The sequence below is a fragment of the Cupriavidus sp. HE11 genome, assembly GCF_056097175.1.
The window spans coordinates 1,965,536-1,990,257 of sequence record NZ_CP184464.1 but is presented as its reverse complement, the minus strand read 5'-3'; the positions used below and the strand labels follow the sequence as shown (position 1 = coordinate 1,990,257).

Annotated in this window: 20 protein-coding genes and 1 pseudogene; 5 read left to right on the top strand and 16 right to left on the bottom strand. The window is 64.0% G+C overall.

All coding sequences use genetic code 11. The annotated features are described in order from the left end of the window. Nucleotides 1–141 precede the first annotated feature (141 nt). Nucleotides 142–420, bottom strand: coding sequence for a hypothetical protein (locus tag ACOABP_RS09215; protein ID WP_474224653.1), 279 nt, complete (start codon nucleotides 418–420; stop codon nucleotides 142–144). 63 nt (nucleotides 421–483) lie between these two features. Here ACOABP_RS09215 and ACOABP_RS09210 point away from each other — a divergent pair, with 63 nt between their 5' ends. Beyond that, nucleotides 484–1,827 carry a M20/M25/M40 family metallo-hydrolase gene (locus ACOABP_RS09210; RefSeq protein ID WP_474224652.1) on the top strand — a complete coding sequence of 448 codons (1,344 nt, stop codon included), beginning with the start codon at nucleotides 484–486 and terminating at the stop codon, nucleotides 1,825–1,827. 60 nt (nucleotides 1,828–1,887) lie between these two features. Here the strand turns inward: ACOABP_RS09210 and ACOABP_RS09205 are convergent, their stop codons facing one another. Further along, nucleotides 1,888–3,105 carry an MFS transporter gene (locus tag ACOABP_RS09205; protein ID WP_474224650.1) on the bottom strand — a complete coding sequence of 406 codons (1,218 nt, stop codon included), beginning with the start codon at nucleotides 3,103–3,105 and terminating at the stop codon, nucleotides 1,888–1,890. Nucleotides 3,106–3,354: 249 nt separating this feature from the next. On the opposite strand from ACOABP_RS09205, the gene ACOABP_RS09200 reads away from it, so the two are divergent. Continuing rightward, nucleotides 3,355–4,173, top strand: a complete 819-nt coding sequence (locus ACOABP_RS09200) for an AraC family transcriptional regulator (RefSeq protein WP_474227802.1) — start codon at nucleotides 3,355–3,357, stop codon at nucleotides 4,171–4,173. 42 nt (nucleotides 4,174–4,215) lie between these two features. Here the strand turns inward: ACOABP_RS09200 and ACOABP_RS09195 are convergent, their stop codons facing one another. Beyond that, a complete protein-coding gene (locus tag ACOABP_RS09195; protein WP_474224648.1) occupies nucleotides 4,216–5,463 on the bottom strand; it encodes a M20 aminoacylase family protein in 1,248 nt (415 codons plus the stop codon). 224 nt (nucleotides 5,464–5,687) lie between these two features. Further along, nucleotides 5,688–6,536 carry a fumarylacetoacetate hydrolase family protein gene (locus ACOABP_RS09190; RefSeq protein ID WP_474224646.1) on the bottom strand — a complete coding sequence of 283 codons (849 nt, stop codon included), beginning with the start codon at nucleotides 6,534–6,536 and terminating at the stop codon, nucleotides 5,688–5,690. A 235-nt stretch (nucleotides 6,537–6,771) separates the two neighbouring features. Here ACOABP_RS09190 and gstA point away from each other — a divergent pair, with 235 nt between their 5' ends. Beyond that, complete coding sequence (gene gstA, locus ACOABP_RS09185) at nucleotides 6,772–7,398, top strand: glutathione transferase GstA (protein ID WP_474224644.1); 627 nt, start codon at nucleotides 6,772–6,774, stop codon at nucleotides 7,396–7,398. A 28-nt stretch (nucleotides 7,399–7,426) separates the two neighbouring features. Here gstA and ACOABP_RS09180 read toward each other — a convergent pair whose 3' ends face one another. The 7 genes and pseudogenes from ACOABP_RS09180 to ACOABP_RS09150 all read right to left on the bottom strand — a co-directional run bounded on the left by ACOABP_RS09180 (nucleotide 7,427) and on the right by ACOABP_RS09150 (nucleotide 13,817). Then, a complete protein-coding gene (locus tag ACOABP_RS09180; RefSeq protein ID WP_474224642.1) occupies nucleotides 7,427–8,212 on the bottom strand; it encodes an oxygen-binding di-iron domain-containing protein in 786 nt (261 codons plus the stop codon). A 132-nt stretch (nucleotides 8,213–8,344) separates the two neighbouring features. Continuing rightward, nucleotides 8,345–8,998 carry a glutathione peroxidase gene (locus tag ACOABP_RS09175; protein WP_474224640.1) on the bottom strand — a complete coding sequence of 218 codons (654 nt, stop codon included), beginning with the start codon at nucleotides 8,996–8,998 and terminating at the stop codon, nucleotides 8,345–8,347. 106 nt (nucleotides 8,999–9,104) lie between these two features. Continuing rightward, the gene (locus ACOABP_RS09170) at nucleotides 9,105–10,595 is read right to left on the bottom strand and encodes an MDR family MFS transporter (RefSeq protein WP_474227801.1); all 1,491 of its coding nucleotides are present in this window, start codon (nucleotides 10,593–10,595) and stop codon (nucleotides 9,105–9,107) included. Nucleotides 10,596–10,923: 328 nt separating this feature from the next. Beyond that, nucleotides 10,924–11,364 carry a CBS domain-containing protein gene (locus tag ACOABP_RS09165; protein ID WP_474224638.1) on the bottom strand — a complete coding sequence of 147 codons (441 nt, stop codon included), beginning with the start codon at nucleotides 11,362–11,364 and terminating at the stop codon, nucleotides 10,924–10,926. Between the two features lie 187 nt (nucleotides 11,365–11,551). After that, on the bottom strand, nucleotides 11,552–12,250 hold the full coding sequence (locus ACOABP_RS09160; RefSeq protein WP_474224636.1) for a DEAD/DEAH box helicase: 699 nt from the start codon (nucleotides 12,248–12,250) through the stop codon (nucleotides 11,552–11,554). Nucleotides 12,251–12,545: 295 nt separating this feature from the next. After that, nucleotides 12,546–13,373 (bottom strand): annotated as a pseudogene (locus ACOABP_RS09155) (DUF72 domain-containing protein); the annotation flags it as partial. Between the two features lie 111 nt (nucleotides 13,374–13,484). Continuing rightward, on the bottom strand, nucleotides 13,485–13,817 hold the full coding sequence (locus ACOABP_RS09150; RefSeq protein ID WP_474224634.1) for a nucleotide pyrophosphohydrolase: 333 nt from the start codon (nucleotides 13,815–13,817) through the stop codon (nucleotides 13,485–13,487). Nucleotides 13,818–13,943: 126 nt separating this feature from the next. Here ACOABP_RS09150 and ACOABP_RS09145 point away from each other — a divergent pair, with 126 nt between their 5' ends. After that, nucleotides 13,944–14,603: a methyltransferase family protein gene (locus tag ACOABP_RS09145; RefSeq protein ID WP_474224632.1), complete on the top strand. Its 660-nt coding sequence runs from the start codon at nucleotides 13,944–13,946 to the stop codon at nucleotides 14,601–14,603. Between the two features lie 782 nt (nucleotides 14,604–15,385). After that, complete coding sequence (locus tag ACOABP_RS09140; protein WP_474224630.1) at nucleotides 15,386–15,829, top strand: hypothetical protein; 444 nt, start codon at nucleotides 15,386–15,388, stop codon at nucleotides 15,827–15,829. Nucleotides 15,830–16,168: 339 nt separating this feature from the next. Here the strand turns inward: ACOABP_RS09140 and istB are convergent, their stop codons facing one another. The 5 genes from istB to dnaA form a co-directional block, all read right to left on the bottom strand. Further along, on the bottom strand, nucleotides 16,169–16,957 hold the full coding sequence (gene istB, locus ACOABP_RS09135) for an IS21-like element helper ATPase IstB (protein ID WP_066736875.1): 789 nt from the start codon (nucleotides 16,955–16,957) through the stop codon (nucleotides 16,169–16,171). Next, nucleotides 16,947–18,467, bottom strand: coding sequence for an IS21 family transposase (istA, locus tag ACOABP_RS09130; protein ID WP_474224628.1), 1,521 nt, complete (start codon nucleotides 18,465–18,467; stop codon nucleotides 16,947–16,949). The genes istB and istA overlap by 11 nt, the downstream gene beginning before the upstream one ends. 335 nt (nucleotides 18,468–18,802) lie before the next feature. Next, on the bottom strand, nucleotides 18,803–21,328 hold the full coding sequence (gene gyrB / locus ACOABP_RS09125; RefSeq protein WP_474224626.1) for a DNA topoisomerase (ATP-hydrolyzing) subunit B: 2,526 nt from the start codon (nucleotides 21,326–21,328) through the stop codon (nucleotides 18,803–18,805). Between the two features lie 184 nt (nucleotides 21,329–21,512). Next, nucleotides 21,513–22,628 carry a DNA polymerase III subunit beta gene (dnaN, locus tag ACOABP_RS09120; protein WP_066734617.1) on the bottom strand — a complete coding sequence of 372 codons (1,116 nt, stop codon included), beginning with the start codon at nucleotides 22,626–22,628 and terminating at the stop codon, nucleotides 21,513–21,515. 330 nt (nucleotides 22,629–22,958) lie between these two features. Beyond that, nucleotides 22,959–24,692, bottom strand: a complete 1,734-nt coding sequence (gene dnaA, locus ACOABP_RS09115) for a chromosomal replication initiator protein DnaA (RefSeq protein ID WP_474224624.1) — start codon at nucleotides 24,690–24,692, stop codon at nucleotides 22,959–22,961. Nucleotides 24,693–24,722: the final 30 nt, after the last annotated feature.

The following is a 24,722-nucleotide window of genomic DNA, read 5'->3' as shown; positions in this document are numbered from 1 at the left end:
GCGCCTGTGCGGCGCGTAGGGAACAGCGTCTGGCAGCCAGACGGCATGCGTCGGCGAAGTCCAGCCAGCCGCTATTTTAGCTGATCGGCTACGTCGCCCATGCCGGGCGGGCGGCTATCGCACCGGCGGGTGCCGCAATGGCTATCGCACCAGCGGGTGCTCGGGCACCCACGACACGAAAAGCTCATTGGCCCGGTCGTAGAGCCGCCACGCCGTGCCGCATTCGCGGCAGGTGAACGACATCATGCTGAAGGGCACGCCGGCGGCGCTCTGGCTGACCAGCGGCGCGGTGTTGCGCAGCGTCAGGCACGGATGCGGCTCGCGGCGGCGCGGATCTTCGGCCAGGGCAAGGCAGTGGGCGCAGGCGGGGCGGGCAGACATGGCGGGCGATGCGGAGGACGGGGGCACGGCGGACTTCATGACCGAGATGATGCCGCAAAACCGATGCCAGGGTACTGGACCGGTGCGCGTTGCGCGCGCAACATGTGGGCTTCACACCACCAGAAAGAAAAGAGGAGTCGTTTCGTGTCTGCCCCCCACCCCGTGTTTCGTCATCGTCTTGTCACCCTGTCGTCGGTTGCGCTGGCCGCCGCGCTGTTCGCGGGTACCGCGGCAGCCGCGCCGGTCGAGCCCGTCTATCAGCTTGCCCAGCAGGAAAAGCCCGCGCTGATCAACACCATGAAGGACCTGGTGTCGATCGAGTCCGGCAGCAAGGACATCGAAGGCCTGGACCGCATTGCCAACCTGATCCGCGACCGGCTGGCCGCCATGGGTGGCGACGCGAAGCTGGTGGAGCCCACCGAGGTCTACCGGATGGAGGACACGCCCGAGAAGGTGGGCAAGATGGTGCATGCCACGTTCAAGGGCACGGGCAAGCGCAAGATCATGCTGATCGCCCACATGGACACCGTGTACCTGCGCGGCATGCTGGCGCAGCAGCCGTTCCGCGTCGAAGGCGACAAGGCTTATGGCCTGGGCATTGCCGACGACAAGAACGGCGTGGCCGTGATCCTGCACACCGTGGCGATCCTGCAGAAGATGAACTTCAAGGATTACGGCACGCTGACCGTGCTGATCAACGGCGACGAGGAAATCAGCTCGCCGGGTGCCCGCGCGATGCTGACCAAACTGGGCTCGGAGCAGGACGCGGTGTTCTCGTGCGAGGCCACGCGCGTGACCGGCGACCGCCTGTCGCTGGCAACCAGCGGCATCGGCGCCATCGCGCTCAAGGTGGAAGGCAAGTCGTCGCACGCGGGCAGCTCGCCGGAACTCGGCCGGAACGCGCTGTATGAGATGTCGCACCAGATCCTGCAGATGCGCGACCTGTCGAATCCGGACACCGGGCTGAAGGTCAACTGGACGCTGTCGCAGGCCGGCACCAACCGCAACGTGATTCCGGCCGTGGCGACCGCCCAGGCCGACGTGCGCGTGCTGCGCACCGCCGACTACGACGGCCTGGAAAAGACCCTGCAGGAGCGGACTCGCAAGACGCTGATCCCCGACACCAGGGTCGCGGTCAAGTTCGAGCGCCGCCGGCCGCCGCTGGAGGTCACGCCGGCCGCCCGTGCCCTGGCCGCACACGCCCAGGGCATCTATGCGGAAATCGGTGAAAAGCTGGCGGTCTACGACACGGCCGAAGGCGGTGGCACCGACGCCGCGTTTGCCGCGGCAGCCACCAAGGCCCCGGTGATCGAGCGCTTCGGCCTGCGTGGCTTCGGCGCGCATTCGAACGACGCCGAATACGTGGACCTGAACTCGGTGACGCCGCGCCTGTACCTGCTGACGCGCATGATCATGGATGTGTCGCAGGACAAGGCCGGGAAGTAAGAAGCGCCCGGCGCTTTGCACCCCTCTCCCGCGCGGGAGAGGGCAATACAGTCAGGGCAGTCAGGCTGCCTTGGCCCGCGCCCGCAGGTCAGGCAGGAACACCGCCAGCAGGCCCAGCAGCGGCAGGTAGGCGCAGAACTGGTAGACCGATTCGATGCCATGCGCGTCGGCCAGCTTGCCCAGCACGGCGGCGCCAATGCCGCCCATGCCGAACGCAAAGCCGAAGAACAGGCCCGATACCATGCCCACCTTGCCCGGAATCAGCTCCTGGGCGAACACCAGGATGGCCGAGAACGCCGACGCCAGGATAAAGCCGATGACAACCGTCAGCACGGCCGTCCAGAACAGGTTGGCGTGCGGCAGCATCAGCGTGAACGGCGCCACGCCCAGGATCGACGCCCAGATCACGCGCTTGCGGCCGATGCGGTCACCGATCGGGCCGCCCAGGATGGTGCCCGCCGCCACCGCGAACAGGAACAGGAACAGGTAGACCTGCGATGTCTGGCGCGTCAGCCCGAACTTCTCCATCAGGTAGAACGTGTAGTACGTGTTCAGGCTCGCCATATAGAAATACTTCGAAAAGATCAGCAGCAGCAGCACCGTCATGGCGCGTACGACGGTGGACGCCGGCAGCTTGCTGACCGCACCGGGAGCGGCCTTCTTCTTCGCGGCGCGCTCGGCCAGATGCCGGCCGTACCAGCCGCCGATCTGCCACAGCACCGCAATGGCCAGCAGCGCCGCCAGCGAGAACCACGCCACGCTGCCCTGCGTATGGACGATCCACGCGGCCAGCAGCGGACCCATGGCACTTCCGCCATTACCGCCCACCTGGAAGATCGACTGGGCCAGGCCGTGCTGGCCGCCCGACGCCAGGCGCGCCACGCGCGACGACTCCGGATGGAAGATCGACGAGCCGGTACCCACCAGGGCCGCCGCCACCAGCAGCACGCCGTAGCTTGGCGCCACCGACAGCAGCAGCAGCCCGCCCAGCGTGAAGCCCATGCCGATCGCCAGCGAATGGGGCTTGGGATGCTTGTCCGTGTACAGGCCCACGATCGGCTGGAGCAGCGACGCGGTGATCTGGTACGTCAGCGTCAGCAGGCCAATCTGGGTGAAGCTCAGGTTGAAGCCGCCCTTGAGCATCGGATAGATGGCAAGGATCAGCGACTGGATCATGTCGTTGAGGAAGTGCGCGAAACTGATCGCGTACAGCACGCGAAAGCGCGTGCCCTCCTCGCGAGGCGCCGCAGCGGCGGCGGAATTGACGGTTGTGCTCATGGTCGGGGGCGCATTGGCCGGTTCTCTTCTCTGGAATCTTCCCGGTGCCCGTTTCGACGGGATTGAGGAAGTGTGACGATGCTAATTGGCAAATCCGCGCCTGTCCTGCGAGAATGAGGCCGCAACCTTGGAGAAAAGGACATGCCGGGTACCCAGCGACCGCCGCAACGCCGCAAGCCGTCCGAATCACCGAAGTCCCCCGCCGCCCGCATCGCCTGGGTCGACCGCGATACCCCGGGCAGCAAACCCCTGCCCGCCGACGCGCCGCGCGACCCCGCCATGGACGCCCGCGCCGACACCTATGCCGAGCGCCCCGCCTATATCCAGTACGACCGCAGCCCGATGCCGGTCGCGGCCATGGCCGCCGACTACGTGCCCGGCCATGTCACAAAGCCCCACCAGCACCCGCATGCCCAACTGATCCATGCCATGCATGGTGTGATGGTGGTCTCGACGGCCGAGGGGCAATGGACCGTGCCGCCCACGCGTGGCATGTGGATGCCGGGCGGCACCACGCACTGGATCCGCATGGTGGGCCGCGTGCAGATGCGCACCGCCTATATCCGTCCCGATGCCGCACCCGACCTGCCCACCCAATGTACCGTTCTGGGCATTTCTCCGCTGCTGCGCGAACTGATCCTGGCGGCCATCGACGTGCCGCCGCTCTACACCATGGATTCGCGGGATGGCCGCCTGATGCGGCTGCTGCTCGATGAGGTGAAGCTGGTGCCCACGCTGCCGCTGCACCTGCCGCGCCCCACCGATGCGGACCTGCGCAAGATCTGCGACCAGATCGTGGGCGAGCCCGATACCGACCTGACCCTGGCCGACTGGGGCACGCGCCTGGGCGTGGATCCCAAGACGATCCAGCGGCGCTTTGCCCGCGAAACAGGCATGACGTTCGGCCAGTGGCGCCAGCAGGCGCGGCTGCTGGCCGCGCTGGAACGCCTGGCGGCCGGCGACAAGGTGGTGGATGTGGCGCTGGACATGGGCTACGACAGCCCGAGCGCGTTTGCGACGATGTTCAGGCGGCAGTTTGGCGTGCCGCCGAGCGCCTTCTTCAAGTGATTCGCCCTGCCCTGGCGGCTTGTCGATCGCACGAGTCGATCATTATTCCGCCAGATATCGTTCCACCAGACGCGTCCAGTACGCCGCGCCCACGGTCAGGTTGTCGTCGTTGAAGTCGTAGCCGGCGTTGTGCAGCAGCGGCTGGTTGGCGCCGTTGCCCATCCGCACGAAGCAGCCCGGACGCTGCTGCAGGAAATACGCGAAGTCCTCGCTGCCCGCGATGCGATGGAAATTGCCGATCGCACGCTCCGGGCCCACCAGTTCCTCGGCCACCTGCCGCGCGAATTCGGTCTCCGCCTCGCTGTTGACCAGCACCGGATAGCCGCGCACGTAGTCGATCTCGGCCGTGGCGCCATAGCCTTCGGCATGCGCCGTGACCAGCTGGCGGATACGCGCTTCCATCGACGCGCGCACCTCGGCGCTGAACGACCGCACGCTGATTTCCATGCGGGCGCTGTCCGGGATCACGTTTGGTGCGTGGCCCGCGTGCAGCGTGCCGATGGTGACCACGGCGGTCTCGTTCGGATCGACGTTGCGCGCCACGATCGACTGCAGGGCCATCACCAGGCTGCCGGCCACCAGGATCGGGTCGATCGACTGGTGCGGGCGCGCCGCGTGGCCGCCCTTGCCCCGGATGGTGATCGTCACCGTGTCGCACGCGGCCATGAACGGCCCCGCGCGGAACATGAAGGTGCCGGCTTCCACGCCAGGGTGGTTATGCAGCCCAAAGATGGCGTCGCACGGAAACCGTTCGAACAGGCCATCGGCCAGCATGCGCTCGGCTCCGCCGCCCGCGCCGATCTCCTCGGCAGGCTGGAAGATCAGGTTGACGGTGCCGTTGAAGTGGCGCGTGCGCGCAAGCTGGCGCGCCGCGCCCAGCAGCACGGCGGTGTGGCCGTCGTGCCCGCAGGCGTGCATCTTGCCTTCATGCACGCTGGCGTACGGCAGGTTCGTGCGTTCGTGGATCGGCAGTGCGTCCATGTCGGCACGGATGCCGACACTGCGCTTGCCACTGCCTGATCGCAGCGTGGCCACCACACCGGTGCCGCCCACGCCGCGCGTCACGGCGTAGCCCCACCCTTCGAGCTTGCTGGCGACAAGCTCCGCGGTGCGGACTTCGTTGAAGGCGAGTTCGGGATGCTGGTGGATGCTGCGGCGGATGTCCTGCAGTTCGTCACGCGAGTCGAGCGTGTCATGCAGGGTGCAGAAGGTGCGGGTGGGACCGTTCCTGGCGAGGCTGACCGAGACGGTCTTCAATATCGACTCGATTTCGGGGGCGTGTTCAGACATGGCATTGCTCTTATTTGGCAGACATCATGTAGGAACAGTATTTCACGCACCCCGCAGAGGTAAAACCCTGAATGCCGATTTCGTGCGAAAGCGCCCCAAATGGCCTTAAAACTGTTGCCCTTAACGGACGCTTTGTTTAAAAACGCGACGCTTTGCAAGACGATGTTTCAGCGGGGAACCTCGTGAAGCCACGAGTTCGCCCCGCATTTTTCACATCGCAGAATCTAGCGTTCGCCGTACGCCACGACTTCCTGGCGCTGTTCGCCCAGGCCCTCGATGCCCACGCGCATCACATCCCCGGCCTTCAGGTAGCGCGGCGGCTTGAACCCCATGCCCACGCCGGGCGGCGTGCCGGTGGCGATCAGGTCGCCGGGTTCCAGCGTCATGAAGCGGCTCACGTAGCTGACCACGGTAGCCACATCGAAGACCATCGTCGCGGTGCTGCCCTTCTGCATGCGCTCGTCGTTGACGTCCAGCCACATGCCCAGTTTCTGGGCATTGGGCACCTCGTCGCGGGTAACCAGCCACGGCCCCACCGGGCAGAACGTGTCGCAGCCCTTGCCCTTGTCCCACGTGCCACCGCGCTCCAGCTGGAATTCGCGCTCGGACACATCGTTCACCACACAGTAGCCCGCCACATACTCCAGCGCATGGGCCTTCGCCACATTGCGCGCCGTGGTGCCGATGACCACGCCCAGCTCCACCTCCCAGTCCGACTTCTGCGACTCGAACGGCAGCATCACGGCGTCGTTCGGGCCGTTCAGCGACGTATTCGCCTTCAGGAACACGATGGGTTCGGCGGGCAGCGGCATGCCGGCTTCTGCGGCATGGTCCGCGTAGTTCAGGCCGATGGCGATGATCTTGCCGATGCCAGTCCAGGGCACGCCATGGCGTTGCCCCTCCACCACGGGCAACGTCGCCGGGTCGATCGCCGCCAGCCGGGCCAGCGCCGCCGGCGCGAGTTCGCCCGGTCCGATATTGCCGATCACGCCGGACAGGTCGCGCACGCGGCCGTCACGATCAACCAGGCCCGGACGCTCGGTACCGGGGTTTCCTACGCGAACTAGCTTCATCTTGTCTCCTCTCCTCGGGTGGTCAGGTCAGCCTCGCGAGCATATCGCAAGCCAGAGGCGGGCGTGCGGCCTCGGCGCGCCCGTCCCTCGTCGGCATCCGCCGGTCACGTCATGCAGGTCATGCATCTTTGCATACCCGCTGTGCATCGCCACGCATTGTGGGGGGCCGGCCTGCTGCCTAGACTGCCCTCACAGCACGCCGCAGCCCGCGCCGTGCCCTTCCCCAAGGAATTCCATGAAGCTCTACTACTCGCCCGCCGCCTGCTCGATGGCTGTCCATATCGCCTTGCGCGAAGCCGGCCTGCCCGTCACGCTGGCCCGCGTCGACCTGATCCATCACACGCTGGCCGAGCCCGAGAACGGCACCAACGACTACTACGCCATCCACCCGCGCGGCTACGTGCCACTGCTGCAGCTCGATGACGGATCGCGCCACAGCGAGGCATCCGCCCTGCTCCAGTTCATCGCCGACCAGGTGCCCGAGCGCCACCTGCTGCCGGCACCCGGCACACAGGCCCGGCTCAAGGCCGTGGGCTGGCTGACACTGATCTCGACCGAACTGCACAAGGTGTTCAGCCCGTGGCTGTGGCACAAGGAAACCGACGCCAGCACCGTCGAAGCCTGCAAGACAAAGCTGCACAAGCGCTTTGCCGAACTGGACGGCCACCTGGCGTCGCGCGACTACCTGCTGGGCAACCAGTTCAGCGTGGCCGATGCGTACTGCTTCACGATCGTCGGATGGGCCCGGCTGCTGCACCTGTCGCTCGACGCGTACCCCAGGCTGCAGGAATACCTGTCGCGCGTGGCCGCCCGCCCGGCCGTGCAGGCAGCGATGCGGGCCGAAGGCCTGGTGCGCGACTGAGGACGGGTCGGGTCGCCCCCCGGGGCCGTCAGCCCAGGACCTGCGTGGGTACGCGATAGTGGCTGGCGTCGATCAGGTCCAGCCCGCACTGGAGCTGGTCGACCCAGTTGATGAACCGCGCCACCATCTCGCGCCCCCGGAACGACGGCCCGTGCTGCGGCACGATCCACTGGATATCGAGCGTGCGCGCCATGGCGGCCCAGAGCCGGCACGCGCGGTTTCCGCTCATGTAGCGGCGGTGGAAGCCCAGCATGCGTGCCGCGTGGGCGTCGAAGTCGGTCACCTCCCCGCCGGCTTCGTCCGAAGACGTCATCGACGCCCCCAGATCGCCCGAGAACAGGATCTTGCTGACCGGATCGTAGAACTGGAAGTTGCCCTCGGAATGCAGGAAATGGGCCGGCGCCGCCATGATCGACGACTTGCCCAGCGGCACCACCACGCCCGTATCGGGAATTGGGACGATGCGCCCGGCCGTCTTCCCGGTCTGGCAGAAATGCGGCAGGAAGCGGGCCCAGACCTCGGAAATCAGCACGCGGCTGTCGGATGCCGTCAGCCAGCGCCCCACCGATGCCACGATGTCCGGATCGGCGTGCGACGCCAGCACGTAATCGAGCTGCTTGGGAGGGAAATAGCGGCTGATGGTCATGTATAGCTCGCTATACGTCATCTGCCCGCCCGGATCGATCAGGGCCGCATGCCCGTGGTCGACCACCAGAAACTGGTTGCTTTGTACCGCCTCTCCGTGCGTGTCGTCGACCAGGTCCGTAAATGCCAGGCAGACGTGCCCGCTGGATTCGTAAAGCACCTTGCTCATGACTCCCTCTTCCGCTTGTGGTTATTTTTAAGCGGCGAAAGTACTCAGTTGCGCGGTGTTTTCAATTGATGTGAATCAAGAATCCTTTAAAGCGCCTGGAACTGGCCGGACGCAAGCCCGGCCAAACGCGCCTCAGCGCGTGGACAGCAACTCTTCGATCTTGGCGACAAACTGCTTGTCGTCGGGCTTGACCATGCTGTTGTAGCTGCCCACGACCTGGCCCTTGCGGTCGATCAGGTACTTGTAGAAATTCCACTTCGGCGCGGTGCCGGTTTCCTTCGACAGCATCACGTACATCGGATTGGCTTCATCGCCACGCACATGGGACTTGCCGAGCATCGGGAACTTGACGCCGTAGGTGTTGTAGCAGAAGTCCGAGATTTCCTTGGCCGAGCCGGGCTCCTGCGAGAAGTCGTTCGACGGGAAGCCCAGCACCACCAGACCGCGCTCGCGGTACTTGGCGTAAAGCGCCTCCAGGCCTTCGTACTGCGGCGTGAACCCGCAATAGCTGGCGGTGTTGACCACCAGCACGACCTTGCCGGCGTACTGGCACAGGTTCTGGGGCGATTCGTCCTGCAGACGCGGGAACCGGAAATTCAGCGAAGCCGGGCAGTTGCCCGCCGGCTGCGCCGCTACCGTGGCTGGCTTGTCAGCGGCGCGGGCAGGATGCGGCAGCATGGCGGCCGCGGCGGCCAGGCCCAGCGCGCCCAGCAGGGCCGTGCGCTGAAGGTGTTGCCGCATCCGATCCACGTGGACTGCAGTTGCCAGGGTGCGTTCGCGAGACATGGGTACAGACTCCGGTTTCCGTTGGTGCAGCAAAGTCTACGCGCTCGTGCGCTTCTCGTCATGACGCGGGGCGGCAGCGGCGGCCGCCCCTGGCCCCGGCATGTCCTTAGTCCATGTGAATCTTGGCCGCGTGTTCGGTCACGCTGCTGCGCAGTTCCAGGTCCGGCATGCGCCGCACGATGACCAGCGCAATGATGGCCGCCACCGCGCCCGCCGCGTAGATCAGGTGGAAACCCGATTCCACGCCGCCCGCCAGCACCTGGCGTACGGCCGGCGACAGATGGGTCATGGCCTCGCTGCCATGGCGCAGCGAGCCCAGGTCCAGCGCCTGGGTGACGCCCGAGCGCGCCAGCGCATCCCGGAATTCCATCGCCAGCAGCGTGCCCGCCAGGGCGCCGCCCAGGGCGCTGCCCAGCGAGCGGATCACCAGCAGCGCGCCGGTGCCGGCACCCATGTCGCGGCGCTCCAGCGCGTTCTGCACGGAGATCAGCGTACCCACCATCGACATGCCCAGCCCGATACCGGCAATCGTCATCGCCACCAGCACCAGCGCGGTGGGCACGGCGGCGGTGATCGTTGCCATCGACACCAGCCCCACGGCGGCGGCCACATAGCCCCCGGTCAGGATTTCGCGCATGCGGCCCAGACGCGGGGCCAGCCACGCCACCACGAAATTGCCGGCCACCGTGGACAGCAGGAACGGCACCACGAGCAGGCCCGATGTCGATGCATCGGCATCGCGTACCAGCTGGAATTGCAGGGGCAGCGCGAAGATGCACAGGAAGATATTGAGCGCGGCCAGCGCCGACGCGCCCACTCCCATCACATAGGCGCGGTTGCGGAACAGGCGCGGCGGCAGCATCGGATCTGCGGCGCGGCGCTCCTGCCAGGCCAGCAGCGCCACGGCCAGGAGCGTCAGCAGCAGCAGGCCGCCCATTTCCAGCGAGATCCAGTCGAACGCCTCGCCCGCCCAGCTCATCGCCAGCAGGAAGGCGACGATGGCAACCGCCAGCAGGCTCGCGCCCAGCCAGTCCACCTGCGGGCGCCCGCCGCGCGCGCGCAGGTGCGCCAGGCCGCGATAGCACATCGCCATCGCCAGCAGCCCCAGCGGCACGTTGATCCAGAACAGCCAGCGCCACGACATGTGGTCGGACACCCAGCCGCCCACCAGCGGCCCCGCAATCGACGAGACGGCCCACACCGTGGCCAGATAGCCCTGGTAGCGGCCGCGCTGGCGCGGTGCCACCACATCGGCGATGGCCGCCTGCGCCAGCGACATCAGCCCACCACCGCCCACGCCCTGCAGCGCGCGGAACAGGATCAGCTGCGTCAGCGTCTGCGCCAGCGCACAGGCCACCGATGCGGCGATAAATAGGGAAATCGCCAGCATCAGCAGGCGCCGGCGACCGAAACTGTCAGACAGCTTGCCGTACAGCGGCGTGGTGACCGTCGACACGATCAGGTAGGCGGTGACGATCCACGACAGGTGGCCGAAGCCGTTCAGATCATTGGCGATGGCCGGCACTGCCGGAATCACCACGGTCTGGTCGAGGGCGGCCAGCAGGATACAGAGCACGATGCCGCCGATCACGCGCATGATCGCGGCGTGATCGTGGATAACCGGAGCAGCGTCCAGCGCGGCGGACTGTGAAGGTGAGGGCGATGACATGCGAATGGGTGCGGACGAGGGACGAGCGGCGCCTTGGGTGCCGCGGAGACCACAAAAAAATCCGGCCGCATGACATCGATGCGGCCTTATTCAGTAACCGCATAATTATATGCATGCTTAGTATTTTTGCGCTGGAGCAGTTTGCCCGCTGGATCGGGGCAATGGGACAAAAACGACAGGCCAGGCGACGCCCCGGACACGTCCGTTCACATGTCCGGGGGATGCAAGGTGGATACGGGGCCGGAGGATGCGCCGGCTAGCGGGAGCCGCCCGTGATGTAGTGTTCCAGCTGTTCGATGGTGAAGCGCTGCTCGCTGATGATGTCGTTGACCAGGTCGCCAATCGACAACATGCCCAGCAACTCGTCGCCTTCCATCACGGGCAGGTGACGCAGGCGATGCCTGGTCATCAGCGCCATGCAATCGTCGGTACCCTGGTCGGCGCGCACATAGATCACGGCCGTGGTCATGATCTCCTTGACCAGCGTTTCGCGCGATGTGCGTTGCATCAGGATCACCTTGCGCGCGTAATCCCGTTCACTCAGGATGCCGACAATCTTGTCGTGCTCCATCACCAGCAGCGCGCCGATGCCCTTGTCGGCCATCAGCTGCAGTGCCGCGTACACCGTCGCCGTGGGTGGAATGCTGAAGATGGCGTGATTTGCCTTGTTTTCCAGAACCTGCCGTGCGGTCTTCATGTCACCGACTCCTTGTTGCCGTTTTGGAAACAGTCGCTGCCCAGACGCGATCGATATGCGGTGCTGCGCAAAAGCCCGCGCCCCCCGGGGGTCTGGCCGCGTCTAACCAGATTAGCAAAGGAAAGCGCCGCCTTACAGGGTGACTTTCACGAATCTTGGTTGCCAGCGTTGGCATGGCCGCACGGCGTCAGGCTACGGGCCCATGAATTGCCGCCAACCGGATGGCACGCGGCTTGCGCTGCCATTGCCGTGCCAGGCGCGCGATGTCGGGTGGCGGATCGGCATCGGGCGACGCATGGAACAGCAGCGTCTGGCGCGATTTTGGACACCGGCTGGCCACGAAGGCGATGTCGTCGGCAAACCCCATGTCCAGCATCGTGTCGGCGGCTTCGAAGACAACCGTGTTCACCGCGCGCAGGTCCAGGCTGGCCGCGTCGATATGGTCGAGCATGCGCCCCGGTGTGCCCACAACGATATGCGCGCCATGGATCAGGCTATCGATCTGTGATCGAATCGGCATGCCGGTGCAGAGCAGCGCCACCTTGACCTGCCCAGCCACCCGCGCAAGTTGGCGGATGCGTCGTGCCACTACCTCGGCGCGGTCGCGCGTGGGACACAGCACCAGGGCCTGCACGTCGAAGCGCTGCGGATCGAGCCGGTGCAGCAGGGCGATCGCCAGCGTCGTGGCACTGCCACCGCCCTGGCGAACCTGCACGATCAGGTCGTGTCCGGCCAGCGCCAGGGGCAGGGCAGCGGACTGCAACGGCGTCATCGCAACGTGGCCCGATTGCGCGAGCGCGTCGAGCCACATCGGTTCCAGTGGCAGCGCCGAAAACGGGTCGCGCCGAGGCGCTATCGCCGGGGATGAGGGCTGGCTGGCACGCATGGCGTCACACTGCGGCGCGACTGGAGGGTCTCTTCGCAGCTGCCTTCCTGGCGGTGGCGGTTTTCGCGGGAGGCTTTGGCGTGGTGGCGGCTGTGGTGGCCTTTTTGGTGGCTTTTTTCGCCGTGGCTGTCTTTGCTGTGGCCTTCTTGGCCGTGGCTGCCTTCGTCGATGCGGACTTCGCCGGCGCAGTCTTTGCGGGCGCCTTTTTTGCGGCGGCCTTCTTTGCCGGTACCTTCGCCGATGTTTCAGCGTCCGCCGCCTTCGACACCGCCACCTTCACGGGAAGCACCTCGGTCGGTGTCCAGCCCAGCCGCTCCAGCAACGCTCCGGCCGCAGAAGGCGCACGCTCCTTGGCACCGTTGATAAAGAACAGATAGACCGCCTTCGGCTTGAGCTTTGCCCCCGGTTTGGCTTCCACCGCGGGCAGGTCGTCGGGTGCCTTGCCTTCGGCCCAGCTTGCCACGCGCCCAGCCCACTGATCCAGATCCTTCGGCGCGTAGCCGGTCGCCAGCTTTTCCTGTGCATTCATCAGGCGCGCGTAGACGAAGTCGGCGGTCAGATCGGCAAACGATGGGAATTTTGGCGAATCGGTGAATACCGTGGCCGCCTTGAACTTGCGCGCCAGCCTCAGGTATTCGTCGCACATGAAACTGGCGTGGCGCACCTCCAGCACGTGGCGTAGCGACACGCCTTCCACCGCGTCCGGCAACAGGTTCAGGAACGCCTCGAAATCGTCGGCCACGAACTGCTTGGTCGGCGCGAACTGCCAGACGATGGGGCCAAGCTTGTGACGCAACTCGGCGATGCCGCTATCGATAAAGCGATGGATCGAATCGGCGCCCTCGGCCAGGATGCGCCGGTTGGTGGCAAAACGCGACGCCTTGACGGCGAACACGAAGTCATCGGGCGTGGCATCGCGCCAGTTCGCAAACGACGTGCGCTTCTGCGTGCCGTGATAGGTACTGTTGATCTCGATCGCGGTCAGGTGGCGGCTTGCATATTCCAGCTCGCGCGCCTGCGGCAGGCCCGCCGGGTAGAAGTTGTCGCGCCATGGCGCAAAATTCCAGCCACCGATACCAATGTGGACATTGCCTGATGACTTGCCCTGCTTGCGCACTGCCATGGCTCCGATCTCCGCGAGAGACGATGGAGCAAGTCTAGCCGCATTTGCTGCACGCGGCTGTCAGGATGCGGACACGTGATTCGCGCGCGACCTGCTGTATCGCGCCCCTGCCTACTTTCCCTCGTCCGGCGCCGGATACTTGCGCGCGTTCATCTCCATCTTGGCGCGCACGGCCGCATCAAGGTCAACGCCAAGCGCCGTCACCAGCTGCGTCAGGTAGATCGTGATATCGGCCAGTTCCTGCTCCACGTGCGCACGCTCGGTCGTCGACATGATGTCGCGCGACTCTTCCTCGGTCTGCCACTGGAAGATTTCCACCAGCTCGGCCACTTCCACGCTGAGCGCCATCGCCAGGTTTTTCGGGCTGTGATACTTGCCCCAGCCGCGCGCCTCGCCAAAGGCAAGGGCGGCTTGCTGGAGGTTCTTGAGATCGATAAGAGCCATGGTCTGTCTGGTGCGAATTCGGTTCAGGCGGCATTGTCCCATTGATCGCCGCCGCGTCACGCACTCGACACCGGCATGCCGGCAGGCATACCCTGCCAGGTGAAGCCCACTGCAGACGGAGGCCCTATGCGACCCACTCCCGGCCCGGCGTTCTTCACCATTGCGGGTTCGCTCGCATACCTGGCGCTGCCCATCGCCGGCTGGGGCGGCGTCGGCGCCTACTTCGCCAACCCCGTCCGCACCGCCGCCGCAGCCGCCACCATGGGCATGGCCGTTATCGCGATCTTCTCCGGCGGCAACCTCAGCGCCGGGGAGCGCGAGGATCGCGACAACCGCTGGGTGCTGATCGCGTTTGGCGTGCTCGGACTGCTGGCGGGCTACGTGCCGGCACTGACTGATCGGCTCAACTTCTGGACAATCGGTGATGAAGCGGTGCGCTGGACCGGCCTGTTCCTGTTCGTCGTCGGCAGCACGCTGCGGCTCTGGCCGGTGTTCGTCCTCGGCAAGCGGTTCAGCGGTCTGGTGGCCATCCAGCCCGGCCACACGCTGGTGACCACCGGCATCTACGGCGTGATCCGGAATCCGAGCTACCTGGGGCTTGTGGTCAGTTCGCTGGGGTGGGTGCTGGTGTTCCGGTCGGTGCTCGGCGTGCTGCTGACAGCGCTGACGCTATGGCCCCTGCTCGCGCGCATCCGGGCCGAGGAGACTCTGCTACGGGAGCAGTTCGGAGACGAATACGCACGCTATTGCGCGCGGACCTGGCGGATGTTACCGGGGGTGTGGTGAAGGCAGCCGGCGATCAAGCCTCGACGCCTCGACGCCTGCCATCGTCATCCGGGCCATCCCCAACGGAAACGCGTTGCGCGAAGAGATCCGCAATCTGGTGGACGTCCGGCGCAAGCGAAAATCCGTGCGCGAGCTCGACATAGTTTGACCAGCGCGAGCAGCCCCGGAGGGCATCGTAAAAGCACCAAAAAAAATCCCGGCCTGGAGCCGGGATTTTTTTGCGTCTGCCAACTGTAGACGGATACAAAAGCTAAGAAAGAGAGCCTTGCTGGGCAAGGATTTGCGGGGAGGGCGCACCCATAAGGCGAGAAAACGGAACCCGTAAAATGAGAAATTCCGCCTGTGGCCTTCTCGAGCCTGGTGCCGGGCGAGCGGCTGATTGAACCTGTCCCATCAGCGGACGACGTTCGCGCTCGCACGCAGTTTTTCAAAAAGTCCGCTTGAAGTAAGCAAATTCTAGCGATTTTCGCGGGTGATGGGAATCTGCTGCGTGCGCACCGAAAAACCCTCTATCCAGTCTCAGGCCGGTGATTTCGGGGGCGGGGCGAGACGGCCGCGCGCCCGTAACAACCGAGCTGGTGAGAGCCCATGAAATCGACCAGTGACTTTCGGGTTGACCGAAACATGTGCGACTTCGGGCATCGACGGTCGTGACTCGTCCGAAAAATGTGCGATTCGTCTGGAAGACTGTCCGAAAATTGTATGTTTCTGGCGCTCCAGCGTCCGTCGTGACAGGTCGAGACGTCTGCGTGCGCCCGTCGCAACCGACCTGGAGGGCATTCATGAAATCGACCCGCCTATGTCTCGCCTGTGGCAACGCGTTCGTGCCGCTGCTGCATGTTCCCCACCAGCGTTATTGCTCCTCGAAAGCCTGCCAGCGCGCTCGTCGACGTGACTGGCAAAACCGCCGGCTTCGTACCGACAACGATTATCGCGATAACCAGGCGCGGGCCCAGGCGAAGTGGCGCTCGACCCACTCAGGCTATTGGCGCGAATATCGAGCTGCACATCCAGTGTATTGCGAGCGCAACCGGAGCATGCAGCGGCTACGCAATTCACGGCGGACTTTCAAGCCGATTGCAAACATGAACGTCTTCGGGCGCCATCGCCAGCTGGGTTCGGGCTTCTACGTGCTGCGCCATGCAGATGAGGCGGGCGTTGCAAAAATGGACGCGTGGACCGTCCACATCGCCGTGCTGTCTGCACCCACAGCGCCACCCATATGATTGCAAAGAGATGACGTGATTCACCCTGGCGTCGTGCCTGCTAACCTTGCCTCACCAAGGTTCGCTTTCAAACGCCACCACCTGATGTGAAGCTGTGGTGCTCGCATTTGAGGCTTCCTTGTGCTCGGTGCCTTCCGCGGTCTATGTCTGAGTTGCGGAGTGAGAAATGTCATCCAATAACGCGGGTGCAGCAGTCGTAGCCGACTCCTTGGCAGGACGGGCAGCGGAGTATGTCCGCATGTCGACCGAACATCAGCAGTATTCGACCGAGAATCAGCGCTGTTGATTTGCACGGAAAACGGACCCAGCATTTGCATCGAAAATTGACCCACCCTGGGTTCATGCTTCGTCTTGAGGCGGTGTTTGCTTGGCGGTCCGTTTCTCCTTCTTGGGTTGAGTGGTGCTGTGCTTGAAGCGGTAGCTGTCGTTGCCTGTCTCCACGATGTGGCAGTGATGTGTGAGGCGGTCCAGTAAGGCGGTGGTCATCTTGGCGTCACCGAACACGGCCGACCACTCGCCAAAGCTCAGGTTTGTCGTGATGATCACACTGGTGCGCTCGTATAGCTTGCTGATAAGGTGAAACAGCATGGCGCCTCCAGCCTGGCTGAATGGTAGATAGCCCAATTCGTCCAGGATCACCAGATCCGTGTACATAAGTCGCGTGGCCATGTGGCCTGGTTTGCCGGTCGACTTCTCTAGCTCCAGCAGGTTGACCAGTTCGACCGTCGAGAAGAACCTGACCCGGCGATGGTGATGCTCCACAGCTTGCACGCCGATGGCGGTCCCAATGTGCGTTTTGCCCGTACCCGGTCCACCTACCAAGACGACGTTGTGGGCCGACTCGAGGAACTCGCATCGATGGAGTTGCCGCACAAGAGCCTCGTTCACTTCACTGCAACTGAAATCGAAGCCGACCAGATCCCGATACGCCGGAAACTTGGCCACCTTCATCTGGTAGGCCAGGGACCTGACCTCGCGCTCCGAGAGTTCGGCCTTGAGCAGCCGCGACAGAATGGACACCGCAGCCTGGTAAGCGGGTGAGTCCTGTTCCGCCAGATCGCCAAGCGCCTGCGCCATGCCATGAAGCTTCAGCGCCTTGAGCATCTCCACCATGACCTCATGCTGCATGATTGACCTCCCGCAGCGTGTCGTAGCGGCCAACATTGGCCTCGGGCTCGACGCGTAATGCCAGCGCCTGCGGGGCGGTAATGGGCGAAATGGGCTCGCCCTGCAGCAGACGGCTAAGAATATTGAGGACTGTCTGCTTGGAAGGCGCGCCGGTCTCCAGCGCAAGCTCAACGGCCATCAGCACTGCCTGCTCATCGTGCAACAGGACCAGCGCCAACACCTCCACCATCTCGCGATCGCCACCGGTTCGCTTCAGCAAGATGCGCTGCAGACGCTTGAATCCATCGGGAAGCTCGGCGAATGGCGCGCCGTTGCGTAGTGCACCGGGCTTGCGCTGCAGAACGGCCAGATAGTGACGCCAGTCATAGATCGTGCTGCCATGGCCGTGGCTTCGACTGATGCAGCGTACGTGCTCGGCAATGACATGCCCTTCGGCAACGAACACCAGGCGCGAGGCATAAACACGCAAGCTGATGGGCCGATTGGCATATGAGGCTGGCACGCTGTAACGGTTGCGATCAAAGTGTACGAGGCAGGTCGGCGAGACGCGCTTGGTGTGCTCCACGAAGCCATCAAACGCCTGACCTACGGGCATGAGATGGGGGCGTTCCTGAGACCACGCTTCCCATATCGTCATGTCGAGCTCGGGGTGACGGGTCTGTTGCCAAAGCAGCACGCACTGATCGGCCAACCAGTCGTTGAGCGCGTCGAGCGAGCCAAATGACGGGATCCGCTGCCAGATGCGATGGCGGCTGTCCTGGACGTTCTTCTCTATCTGCCCCTTCTCCCAGCCAGAGGCCGGATTGCAAAACTCGGCATCGAACAGGTAATGGCTGACCATGGTGCTGAAGCGCAGGTTCACGTCGCGCAGCTTGCCGCGCCGAACCCGATCCACCGCCGTCTTCATGTTGTCGTAGATGCCGCGCCGCGGGATGCCACCCCAGGCAGTAAAGGCGTGCTGATGGGCATCGAACAGCATCTCGTGAGTCTGCAGGAGATATGCGCGTAGGAAAAATGCCCGGCTATGGCTGAGCTTGAATTGCGCGACTTGCAGCTTTGTACGCTCGCCGGCAATGACTGCCCAGTCCTCGCTCCAGTCGAACTGAAAGGCTTCGCCCTCGGCAAAACGCAAAGGAATGAACGTGCCTTTGCTCGCGGCCTTCGATTGCTGCTGTAGCTCCTGGCGCCAGCGGCGTGCGAAAGCCGCCACGCGGTCATAGGATCCGGTGAATCCGAGTGCACACAAGTCAGCGTGGATTTGCTTGAGAGTACGCCGTTGCTTGCGCGGCTTGTTGGCTTCGGTCTTAAGCCAGGCCGACAGCTTGGCGGCGTAGCCGTCGAGCTTGCTGGGGCTGTGTCGCGTCGGATAGGCAGGCACCGTGACGTCTGCACGCAGGTAACGCCTAACAGTGTTGCGGGAAATACCAAGGCGCCTGGCGATCTCGCGAAGCGGGATCTGGTCGCGCAGGTGCCAGCGTCGAATGATGCTCAAAATGGCCACGTCGATCACTCCGAACTCCCGCCCGTTGCCGAGCAGGACAGTGTTCTACACGTGGGTCAACATTCGATGCAAATTACCGGGTCAGGTGGGTCAGTTCTCAGTGCAAATCAACAGATTGTCGTTAAGCTGGCCGCATTATCCCAGACAAGAGTGCATGGGACTGTACGGCCTGTGCATGGTTTGTGCGATGACGCAGATTGTGCAGGTACTGACAGCGATTCGGGAACGGGCGGGGCCCGACGATGAATCATCAATAAATCCAACCTATCAATGCAAAAGACCCATAAGTTTCTCAACTTATGGGTCCAAGATTCTCAGGTTATGCGCCTATCTACACCAACAACTCAAACGTCGATATTTCGCGCGACCAGCGCGTTGCTCTCGATGAAGTTGCGGCGCGGTTCCACTTCGTCGCCCATCAGCGTCGTAAAGATCTGGTCTGCCGCGATGGCGTCTTCGATCTGTACCTTCAGCAGGCGGCGTTGCGTCACGTCGAGCGTGGTTTCGAACAGCTGCTCGGGGTTCATTTCGCCCAGACCCTTGTAGCGCTGGCGCGAAACGCCGCGTTCGGCTTCGGTCAGCAGCCACTGCATGGCCTGGTGGAAGTCCGCCACGGTCTGCTCGCGCTGCTTTTCGCCTTCGCCACGCTTGACCTTGGTGCCGTCCGGGATCAGGCCCTGGAACGTGGTGGCCGCGCGCGACAGCGCCGCGTAGTCGGCACCGTGCACGAAGTCCGCATCCAGGTGCGACAGGCGCACGTTGCCGTGGTGGCGACGGGCAATCATCAGGCGGTGCTTGTCGGTCTTCTCGTCGAATTGCGCGTAGACGTCGGCCGTGCCGTCATCGTTCACGGCGGCACCGATCAGCGTCTTGGCATGCATTTCGGCAAGCTTGGCCTTCAGCGCCACGGCCGATGCCTCGGCAGCGGCAGCACTGTCGAGATCCAGCGCCACGCCGTCGGCGATCGCGCGCAGTGCCTCGACATCGACGATGCGCGACAAGCGGCCGATCACGCCTTCGGCCAGCTGGTACTGGCGGGCCAGTTCGCTCAGCGCGTCGCCATTGATCTCGCTGCCGTCCGGACGCACCAGGCCGGCCTTTTCCATCGCAAGCTTCAGCATGTACGCGTTCAGCTCGGTATCGTCCTTGATGTAGCGCTCTTCCTTGCCGTGCTTGATCTTGTACAGCGGCGGCTGCGCGATGTAGACGTAGCCGCGCTCGATGATGTCCGGCATCTGGCGGTAGAAGAACGTCAGCAGCAGCGTGCGGATGTGCGAGCCGTCGACGTCAGCATCGGTCATGATGATGATGCGGTGGTAGCGCAGCTTTTCGAGGTTGTAGTCTTCCTTGCCGATGCCCGTGCCCAGCGCGGTGATCAGCGTCAGCACTTCCTGGCTGGACAGCATCTTGTCGAAACGCGCACGCTCCACGTTCAGGATCTTGCCCTTCAGCGGCAGGATTGCCTGGAACTTGCGGTCGCGGCCCTGCTTGGCCGAGCCGCCTGCGGAGTCACCCTCCACCAGGAACAGTTCGGACTGCGCCGGGTCCTTCTCCTGGCAGTCGGCCAGCTTGCCCGGCAGGCCCATGCCGTCCATCACACCCTTGCGGCGCGTCATTTCACGCGCCTTGCGGGCAGCTTCACGGGCACGCGCGGCGTCGACGATCTTGCCGCAGATGATCTTGGCGTCGTTCGGCGTTTCCAGCAGGAAGTCCGTCAGCGCCTTGCCGACCAGTTCTTCCACGGGCAGGCGCACTTCGGACGAGACCAGCTTGTCCTTGGTCTGCGAGCTGAACTTCGGCTCGGGCACCTTCACCGACAGCACGCAGGCCAGGCCTTCGCGCATGTCGTCGCCGCTGGTTTCGATCTTGGCCTTCTTGGCGATCTCGTTTTCTTCGATGTACTTGTTGATGACACGCGTCATCGCCGCGCGCAGGCCCGTCAGGTGGGTACCGCCGTCGCGCTGCGGAATGTTGTTCGTGAAGCAGAGCACCTGCTCGTTGTAGCCATCGTTCCACTGCATGGCCACTTCCACGGAAATGCCGTCCTTCTCTGCGTTCGCATAGAAGATGTTCGGATGCAGCGTGGTCTTGGCGCGGTTGATGTACTCCACGAAGCCCTTCACGCCGCCCGAGAACGCGAAATCCTCTTCCTTGCCGGTGCGCTGGTCCAGCAGCTTGATATGCACGCCGTTGTTCAGGAACGAGAGTTCGCGGATGCGCTTGGACAGCACCTCGTAGTGGAACTCGACGTTCGTGAAGATTTCCTCGTCGGCCAGGAAGTGCACCTCGGTGCCGCGCTTGTCGGTGGCGCCAACGATCTTCATCGGCGAGACTTCCACGGGCTGGCCGTCCGGGCCGGCCACGGTCTCGATGATGCGGTTCTGCACCTCGCCCTTGGCGAATTCGATCAGGTTGACCTGGCCGTCACGGCGCACGGTCAGGCGCAGCCACTTCGACAGTGCGTTCACGCACGACACGCCCACGCCGTGCAGGCCGCCAGACACCTTGTAGCTGTTCTGGTTGAACTTGCCGCCGGCGTGCAGTTCGGTCATGGCGATTTCCGCCGCGCTGCGCTTCGGCTCGTGCTTGTCGTCGAACTTGACGGCCGGCGGAATACCACGGCCGTTGTCGACGATCGAGATCGAGTTGTCGGTATGGATCGTGACCTGGATCTCGGTGCAGTAGCCGGCCAGGGCCTCGTCGATCGAGTTGTCGAGCACCTCGAACACCAGGTGGTGCAGGCCGGTGCCGTCCGACGTATCGCCGATATACATGCCGGGACGCTTGCGCACCGCTTCCAGGCCTTCCAGGATCTGGATCGAAGAGGCGCCGTAAGTGTTTTCCTGCTGCGGTTTCTGCTGATCGGTCATGTTTTCCTACTCACGATACTCACGGCAAATGCGGAGAAATCCGAACCTGCGCCGGGCGGCGGCGGGTGCGGAACGTCCGCAGTTGCGGGTTACTTAAAAACGGCAAAAGGGGCGGATCCCGTAGACCCGGCCCCTGCTGCGATGTGTGCCCGATTGTGTATGGATGGCGACTCGGTGCTGGCCATCAAATGCGCATCGGCATCACGACGTACTTGAAGTTGTCGTCTTCCGGCACGGTAATCAGCGCACTCGAATTGGAGTCGCCGAGGCTGACCTGCACCTGCTCGCTCTTGAGGTTGCCGAGTACGTCGAGCAGGTAGGTCACGTTAAAGCCGATATCGAGCGCGTCGCCCGAATAGTCGAGTTCCAGTTCTTCCTGCGCCTCTTCCTGGTCGGCGTTGGTCGAGCTGATCTTCAGCACGTGCGTATCCAGAATGCAGCGCACGCCCTTGAACTTGTCGGTGGTCAGGATCGCGGTACGCTGCAGCGCCTGTTGCAGCTGCACGCGGTCGATCGCGAACGCGTTCTTGTAGCCCTTGGGGATCACGCGCTGGAAGTCCGGGAACTTGCCCTCCACCAGCTTGCTGATCAGTTCCACGTTGGCAAACGAGAACTTGACCTGGTTCGCGGCCAGCTGCACCTGGACGGGATCGTCGGTGTCTTCCAGCAGGCGCTGCAGTTCCAGGATGGTCTTGCGCGGGATGATCACTTCCTGGCGCGAGCCCACGCCGGCAGCTTCGTTTTCCAGCTCCACGCCGCAGTACGCCAGGCGGTGGCCGTCCGTGGCGACGGCCATGACCTTCTTGCCGTCCACTACCAGCAGCATGCCGTTCAGGTAGTAGCGGATGTCCTGCTGGGCCATCGCGAAATGCACCATCGCCAGCAGATGCTTGAACGTCTTCTGCGGCAGGCTCACGCTCGCGTTGAATTCGGCGGCTTCGGCAACGGTCGGGAATTCCTCCGCGGCCAGCGTCTGCAGTGCAAAGCGGCTCTTGCCCGATTGCACGGTCATGCGCTTGTCGTTGAGCGACAGCGCCACGTCGCCGTCGGGCATCGCGCGCAGGATGTCCAGCAGCTTGCGCGCGGCCACGGTGGTGGCTACGTCGTCGCTGCCCACGCCGCACTCGGCGTGCGTGGTGATCTGGATCTCGATGTCGGTCGAGAGGAAGGATACGTTCGAGCCGGACTTGCGAATCAGCAGGTTGGCCAGGATCGGGAGGGTGTGGCGGCGCTCCACGATGCCGCTCACGATTTGCAGCGGACGCAGCAGATTGTCTCGCGAGGTTTTGACCAATTGCATTGAATTTATCCTTCGTCGTTTGTCGTCGGCGACCGCGGAATCAGGTAAAACTCCGATATCCAATTTCCACTTTGGAATCAAAGAGTTAATGCCGGATTGTACCAAGGATAAGCCGCTGCGGTGAAGCGGGGCGAATCCGGCGGGGCGCCGGACTGTGCACAAAATGCCACGCTCCGGGCGTCTACGTCCGCCAATTCGTCCCGACTCACCGCAAAGCCTTATCTGAGGCCGGTTTCCCGCGATGCAACCGTTGCTTCGGCGCCCGCTTGCCGCCGGACGCGCACCCAGTAGTATGCCAGCCCGGCAAGGCCGCCCTTCAAAACCCGCGAATCAGCCCTTGAGCGTCTGTTCCAGCACGTGCAGCTCGTGGTTCAGCTGCGCGTCCTTGCCACGCTCGTCGGCGATCTTGCGCACGGCGTGCAGCACCGTGGTGTGGTCGCGTCCGCCGAACAGCTCGCCGATTTCCGGCAGGCTCTTCTGCGTCAGTTCCTTTGCCAGGTACATCGCGATCTGGCGCGGCCGCGCGATGTTGGCGGGCCGCTTCTTCGAATACATGTCCGCGACCTTGATGTTGTAGAAATCGGCGCAGGTCTTCTGGATGTTCTCCACGGAGATCTGGCGGTTCTGCACGGTCAGCAGGTCCTTGAGCGCCTCGCGCGTAACCTCGATCGTGATGTCCTTGCCATGGAAGTTCGAGAACGCCAGGATCTTGCGCAGCGCGCCTTCCAGCTCTCGTACGTTGGAACGCAGGTGCTTCGCGACGAAGAACGCCACCTCTTCCGGCACGCTCACGTTTTCGGCCGCGGCCTTCTTCATCAGGATGGCGACGCGCATTTCCAGCTCGGGCGGCTCGATCGCCACGGTCAGGCCGGAGTCGAAGCGCGAGATCAGCCGGTCGTCGATCCCGGTAATTTCCTTCGGATAGGTATCGCTGGTGATGATCACCTGCGCGCGGTTGGCGATCAGCGCCTCGAACGCGTAGAAGAACTCTTCCTGCGTGCGGTTCTTGCCCGAGAAGAACTGGATATCGTCGATCAGCAGCAGGTCCAGCGAATGGTAGTACCGCTTGAACTCGTCGAACGCCTTCCGCTGATAGGCCTTCACCACGTCCGACACATATTGTTCGGCATGGATGTAGCGGATGCGTGCGCGCGGGTTCTCCATCAGCATGAAGTTGCCGATGGCGTGAATCAGGTGGGTCTTGCCCAGGCCGACGCCGCCATAAAGGTACAGCGGGTTGTACGACTTGCCCGGATTGTTCGCCACCTGGATGGCCGCGGCGCGGGCCAGCTGGTTGGCCTTGCCGGTCACGAAGTTGTCGAACGTCAGGATCGGGTTCAGGCGCGAACGCTCGTGCACCGTGTCGGTCGGCTGCGCGCCGGCGACGGCCGGCTGCTGGACCGGCACGCGGAAGGAACGGGCGCTGGCTTCGGTCGCATCCATCTGGGCCACGTCGATGTCGCCCATGTCATGCATCGGCACATTGGCGCCTGCCTGGAGCGGATGGCCGGTCGGCGCAGCGCCGCGATGCGGCATGGCACCCGGGCCGGCCGGGTAGGGCGCCTGGCTGGCCGGCGCGCCGTAGCCCGGTTGTCCGCCGTTCGGCTGGCCGGCATGCTCGTGATAGCCGCCCGCCTGGAGCGATTGCGGATGCGGTGCCGGGGCATGGCCATACCCCTGGCCGGACATGCCGGCCGGCATGCCCGCCGATGCGCCGGGGTAGCCTGCGCCACCCGTACCCATTGCAGCGGGCGTCATGCCATCGTGGCCGCCCTGCTGCATGGCCTGTTGCGTATAAGTGGCCGCACGGCCCGAGGCCGCGGGATCCAGGACAAAGTGAACGCTAACCTGCGTTTCCCAGTATTCGCACGCAAGCGCGGTGATCCGCCCCGAAAACTGGCTCTTGACCCAGTCGAGCTTGAAGCGGTTCGGCGCGGCAATCCGCAGCGCGTGCGCTTCCTCGTCGAAGGCGACGGGCGCCAACGGCTTGATCCAGGTTTTGAATTGTTGGGGCGTCAGTTCGCGCTCGAGTTGCGCGGCTGCTGCCTGCCAGAAATCTTGCATGTGTTCTTCTGAGTGACCGTGCCATCGCGC

What these genes read in the sequence shown, in the direction of transcription:
- ACOABP_RS09215 (WP_474224653.1), bottom strand. Translation starts at nt 420, where the DNA reads ATGAAGTCCGCCGTGCCCCCGTCCTCCGCATCGCCCGCCATGTCTGCC.
- ACOABP_RS09210 (WP_474224652.1), top strand. Translation starts at nt 484, where the DNA reads ATGTGGGCTTCACACCACCAGAAAGAAAAGAGGAGTCGTTTCGTGTCT.
- ACOABP_RS09205 (WP_474224650.1), bottom strand. Translation starts at nt 3,105, where the DNA reads ATGAGCACAACCGTCAATTCCGCCGCCGCTGCGGCGCCTCGCGAGGAG.
- ACOABP_RS09195 (WP_474224648.1), bottom strand. Translation starts at nt 5,463, where the DNA reads ATGTCTGAACACGCCCCCGAAATCGAGTCGATATTGAAGACCGTCTCG.
- ACOABP_RS09190 (WP_474224646.1), bottom strand. Translation starts at nt 6,536, where the DNA reads ATGAAGCTAGTTCGCGTAGGAAACCCCGGTACCGAGCGTCCGGGCCTG.
- gstA (WP_474224644.1), top strand. Translation starts at nt 6,772, where the DNA reads ATGAAGCTCTACTACTCGCCCGCCGCCTGCTCGATGGCTGTCCATATC.
- ACOABP_RS09180 (WP_474224642.1), bottom strand. Translation starts at nt 8,212, where the DNA reads ATGAGCAAGGTGCTTTACGAATCCAGCGGGCACGTCTGCCTGGCATTT.
- ACOABP_RS09175 (WP_474224640.1), bottom strand. Translation starts at nt 8,998, where the DNA reads ATGTCTCGCGAACGCACCCTGGCAACTGCAGTCCACGTGGATCGGATG.
- ACOABP_RS09170 (WP_474227801.1), bottom strand. Translation starts at nt 10,595, where the DNA reads ATGCGCGTGATCGGCGGCATCGTGCTCTGTATCCTGCTGGCCGCCCTC.
- ACOABP_RS09165 (WP_474224638.1), bottom strand. Translation starts at nt 11,364, where the DNA reads ATGAAGACCGCACGGCAGGTTCTGGAAAACAAGGCAAATCACGCCATC.
- ACOABP_RS09160 (WP_474224636.1), bottom strand. Translation starts at nt 12,250, where the DNA reads ATGCGTGCCAGCCAGCCCTCATCCCCGGCGATAGCGCCTCGGCGCGAC.
- ACOABP_RS09150 (WP_474224634.1), bottom strand. Translation starts at nt 13,817, where the DNA reads ATGGCTCTTATCGATCTCAAGAACCTCCAGCAAGCCGCCCTTGCCTTT.
- ACOABP_RS09145 (WP_474224632.1), top strand. Translation starts at nt 13,944, where the DNA reads ATGCGACCCACTCCCGGCCCGGCGTTCTTCACCATTGCGGGTTCGCTC.
- ACOABP_RS09140 (WP_474224630.1), top strand. Translation starts at nt 15,386, where the DNA reads ATGAAATCGACCCGCCTATGTCTCGCCTGTGGCAACGCGTTCGTGCCG.
- istB (WP_066736875.1), bottom strand. Translation starts at nt 16,957, where the DNA reads ATGCAGCATGAGGTCATGGTGGAGATGCTCAAGGCGCTGAAGCTTCAT.
- gyrB (WP_474224626.1), bottom strand. Translation starts at nt 21,328, where the DNA reads ATGACCGATCAGCAGAAACCGCAGCAGGAAAACACTTACGGCGCCTCT.
- dnaN (WP_066734617.1), bottom strand. Translation starts at nt 22,628, where the DNA reads ATGCAATTGGTCAAAACCTCGCGAGACAATCTGCTGCGTCCGCTGCAA.
- dnaA (WP_474224624.1), bottom strand. Translation starts at nt 24,692, where the DNA reads ATGCAAGATTTCTGGCAGGCAGCAGCCGCGCAACTCGAGCGCGAACTG.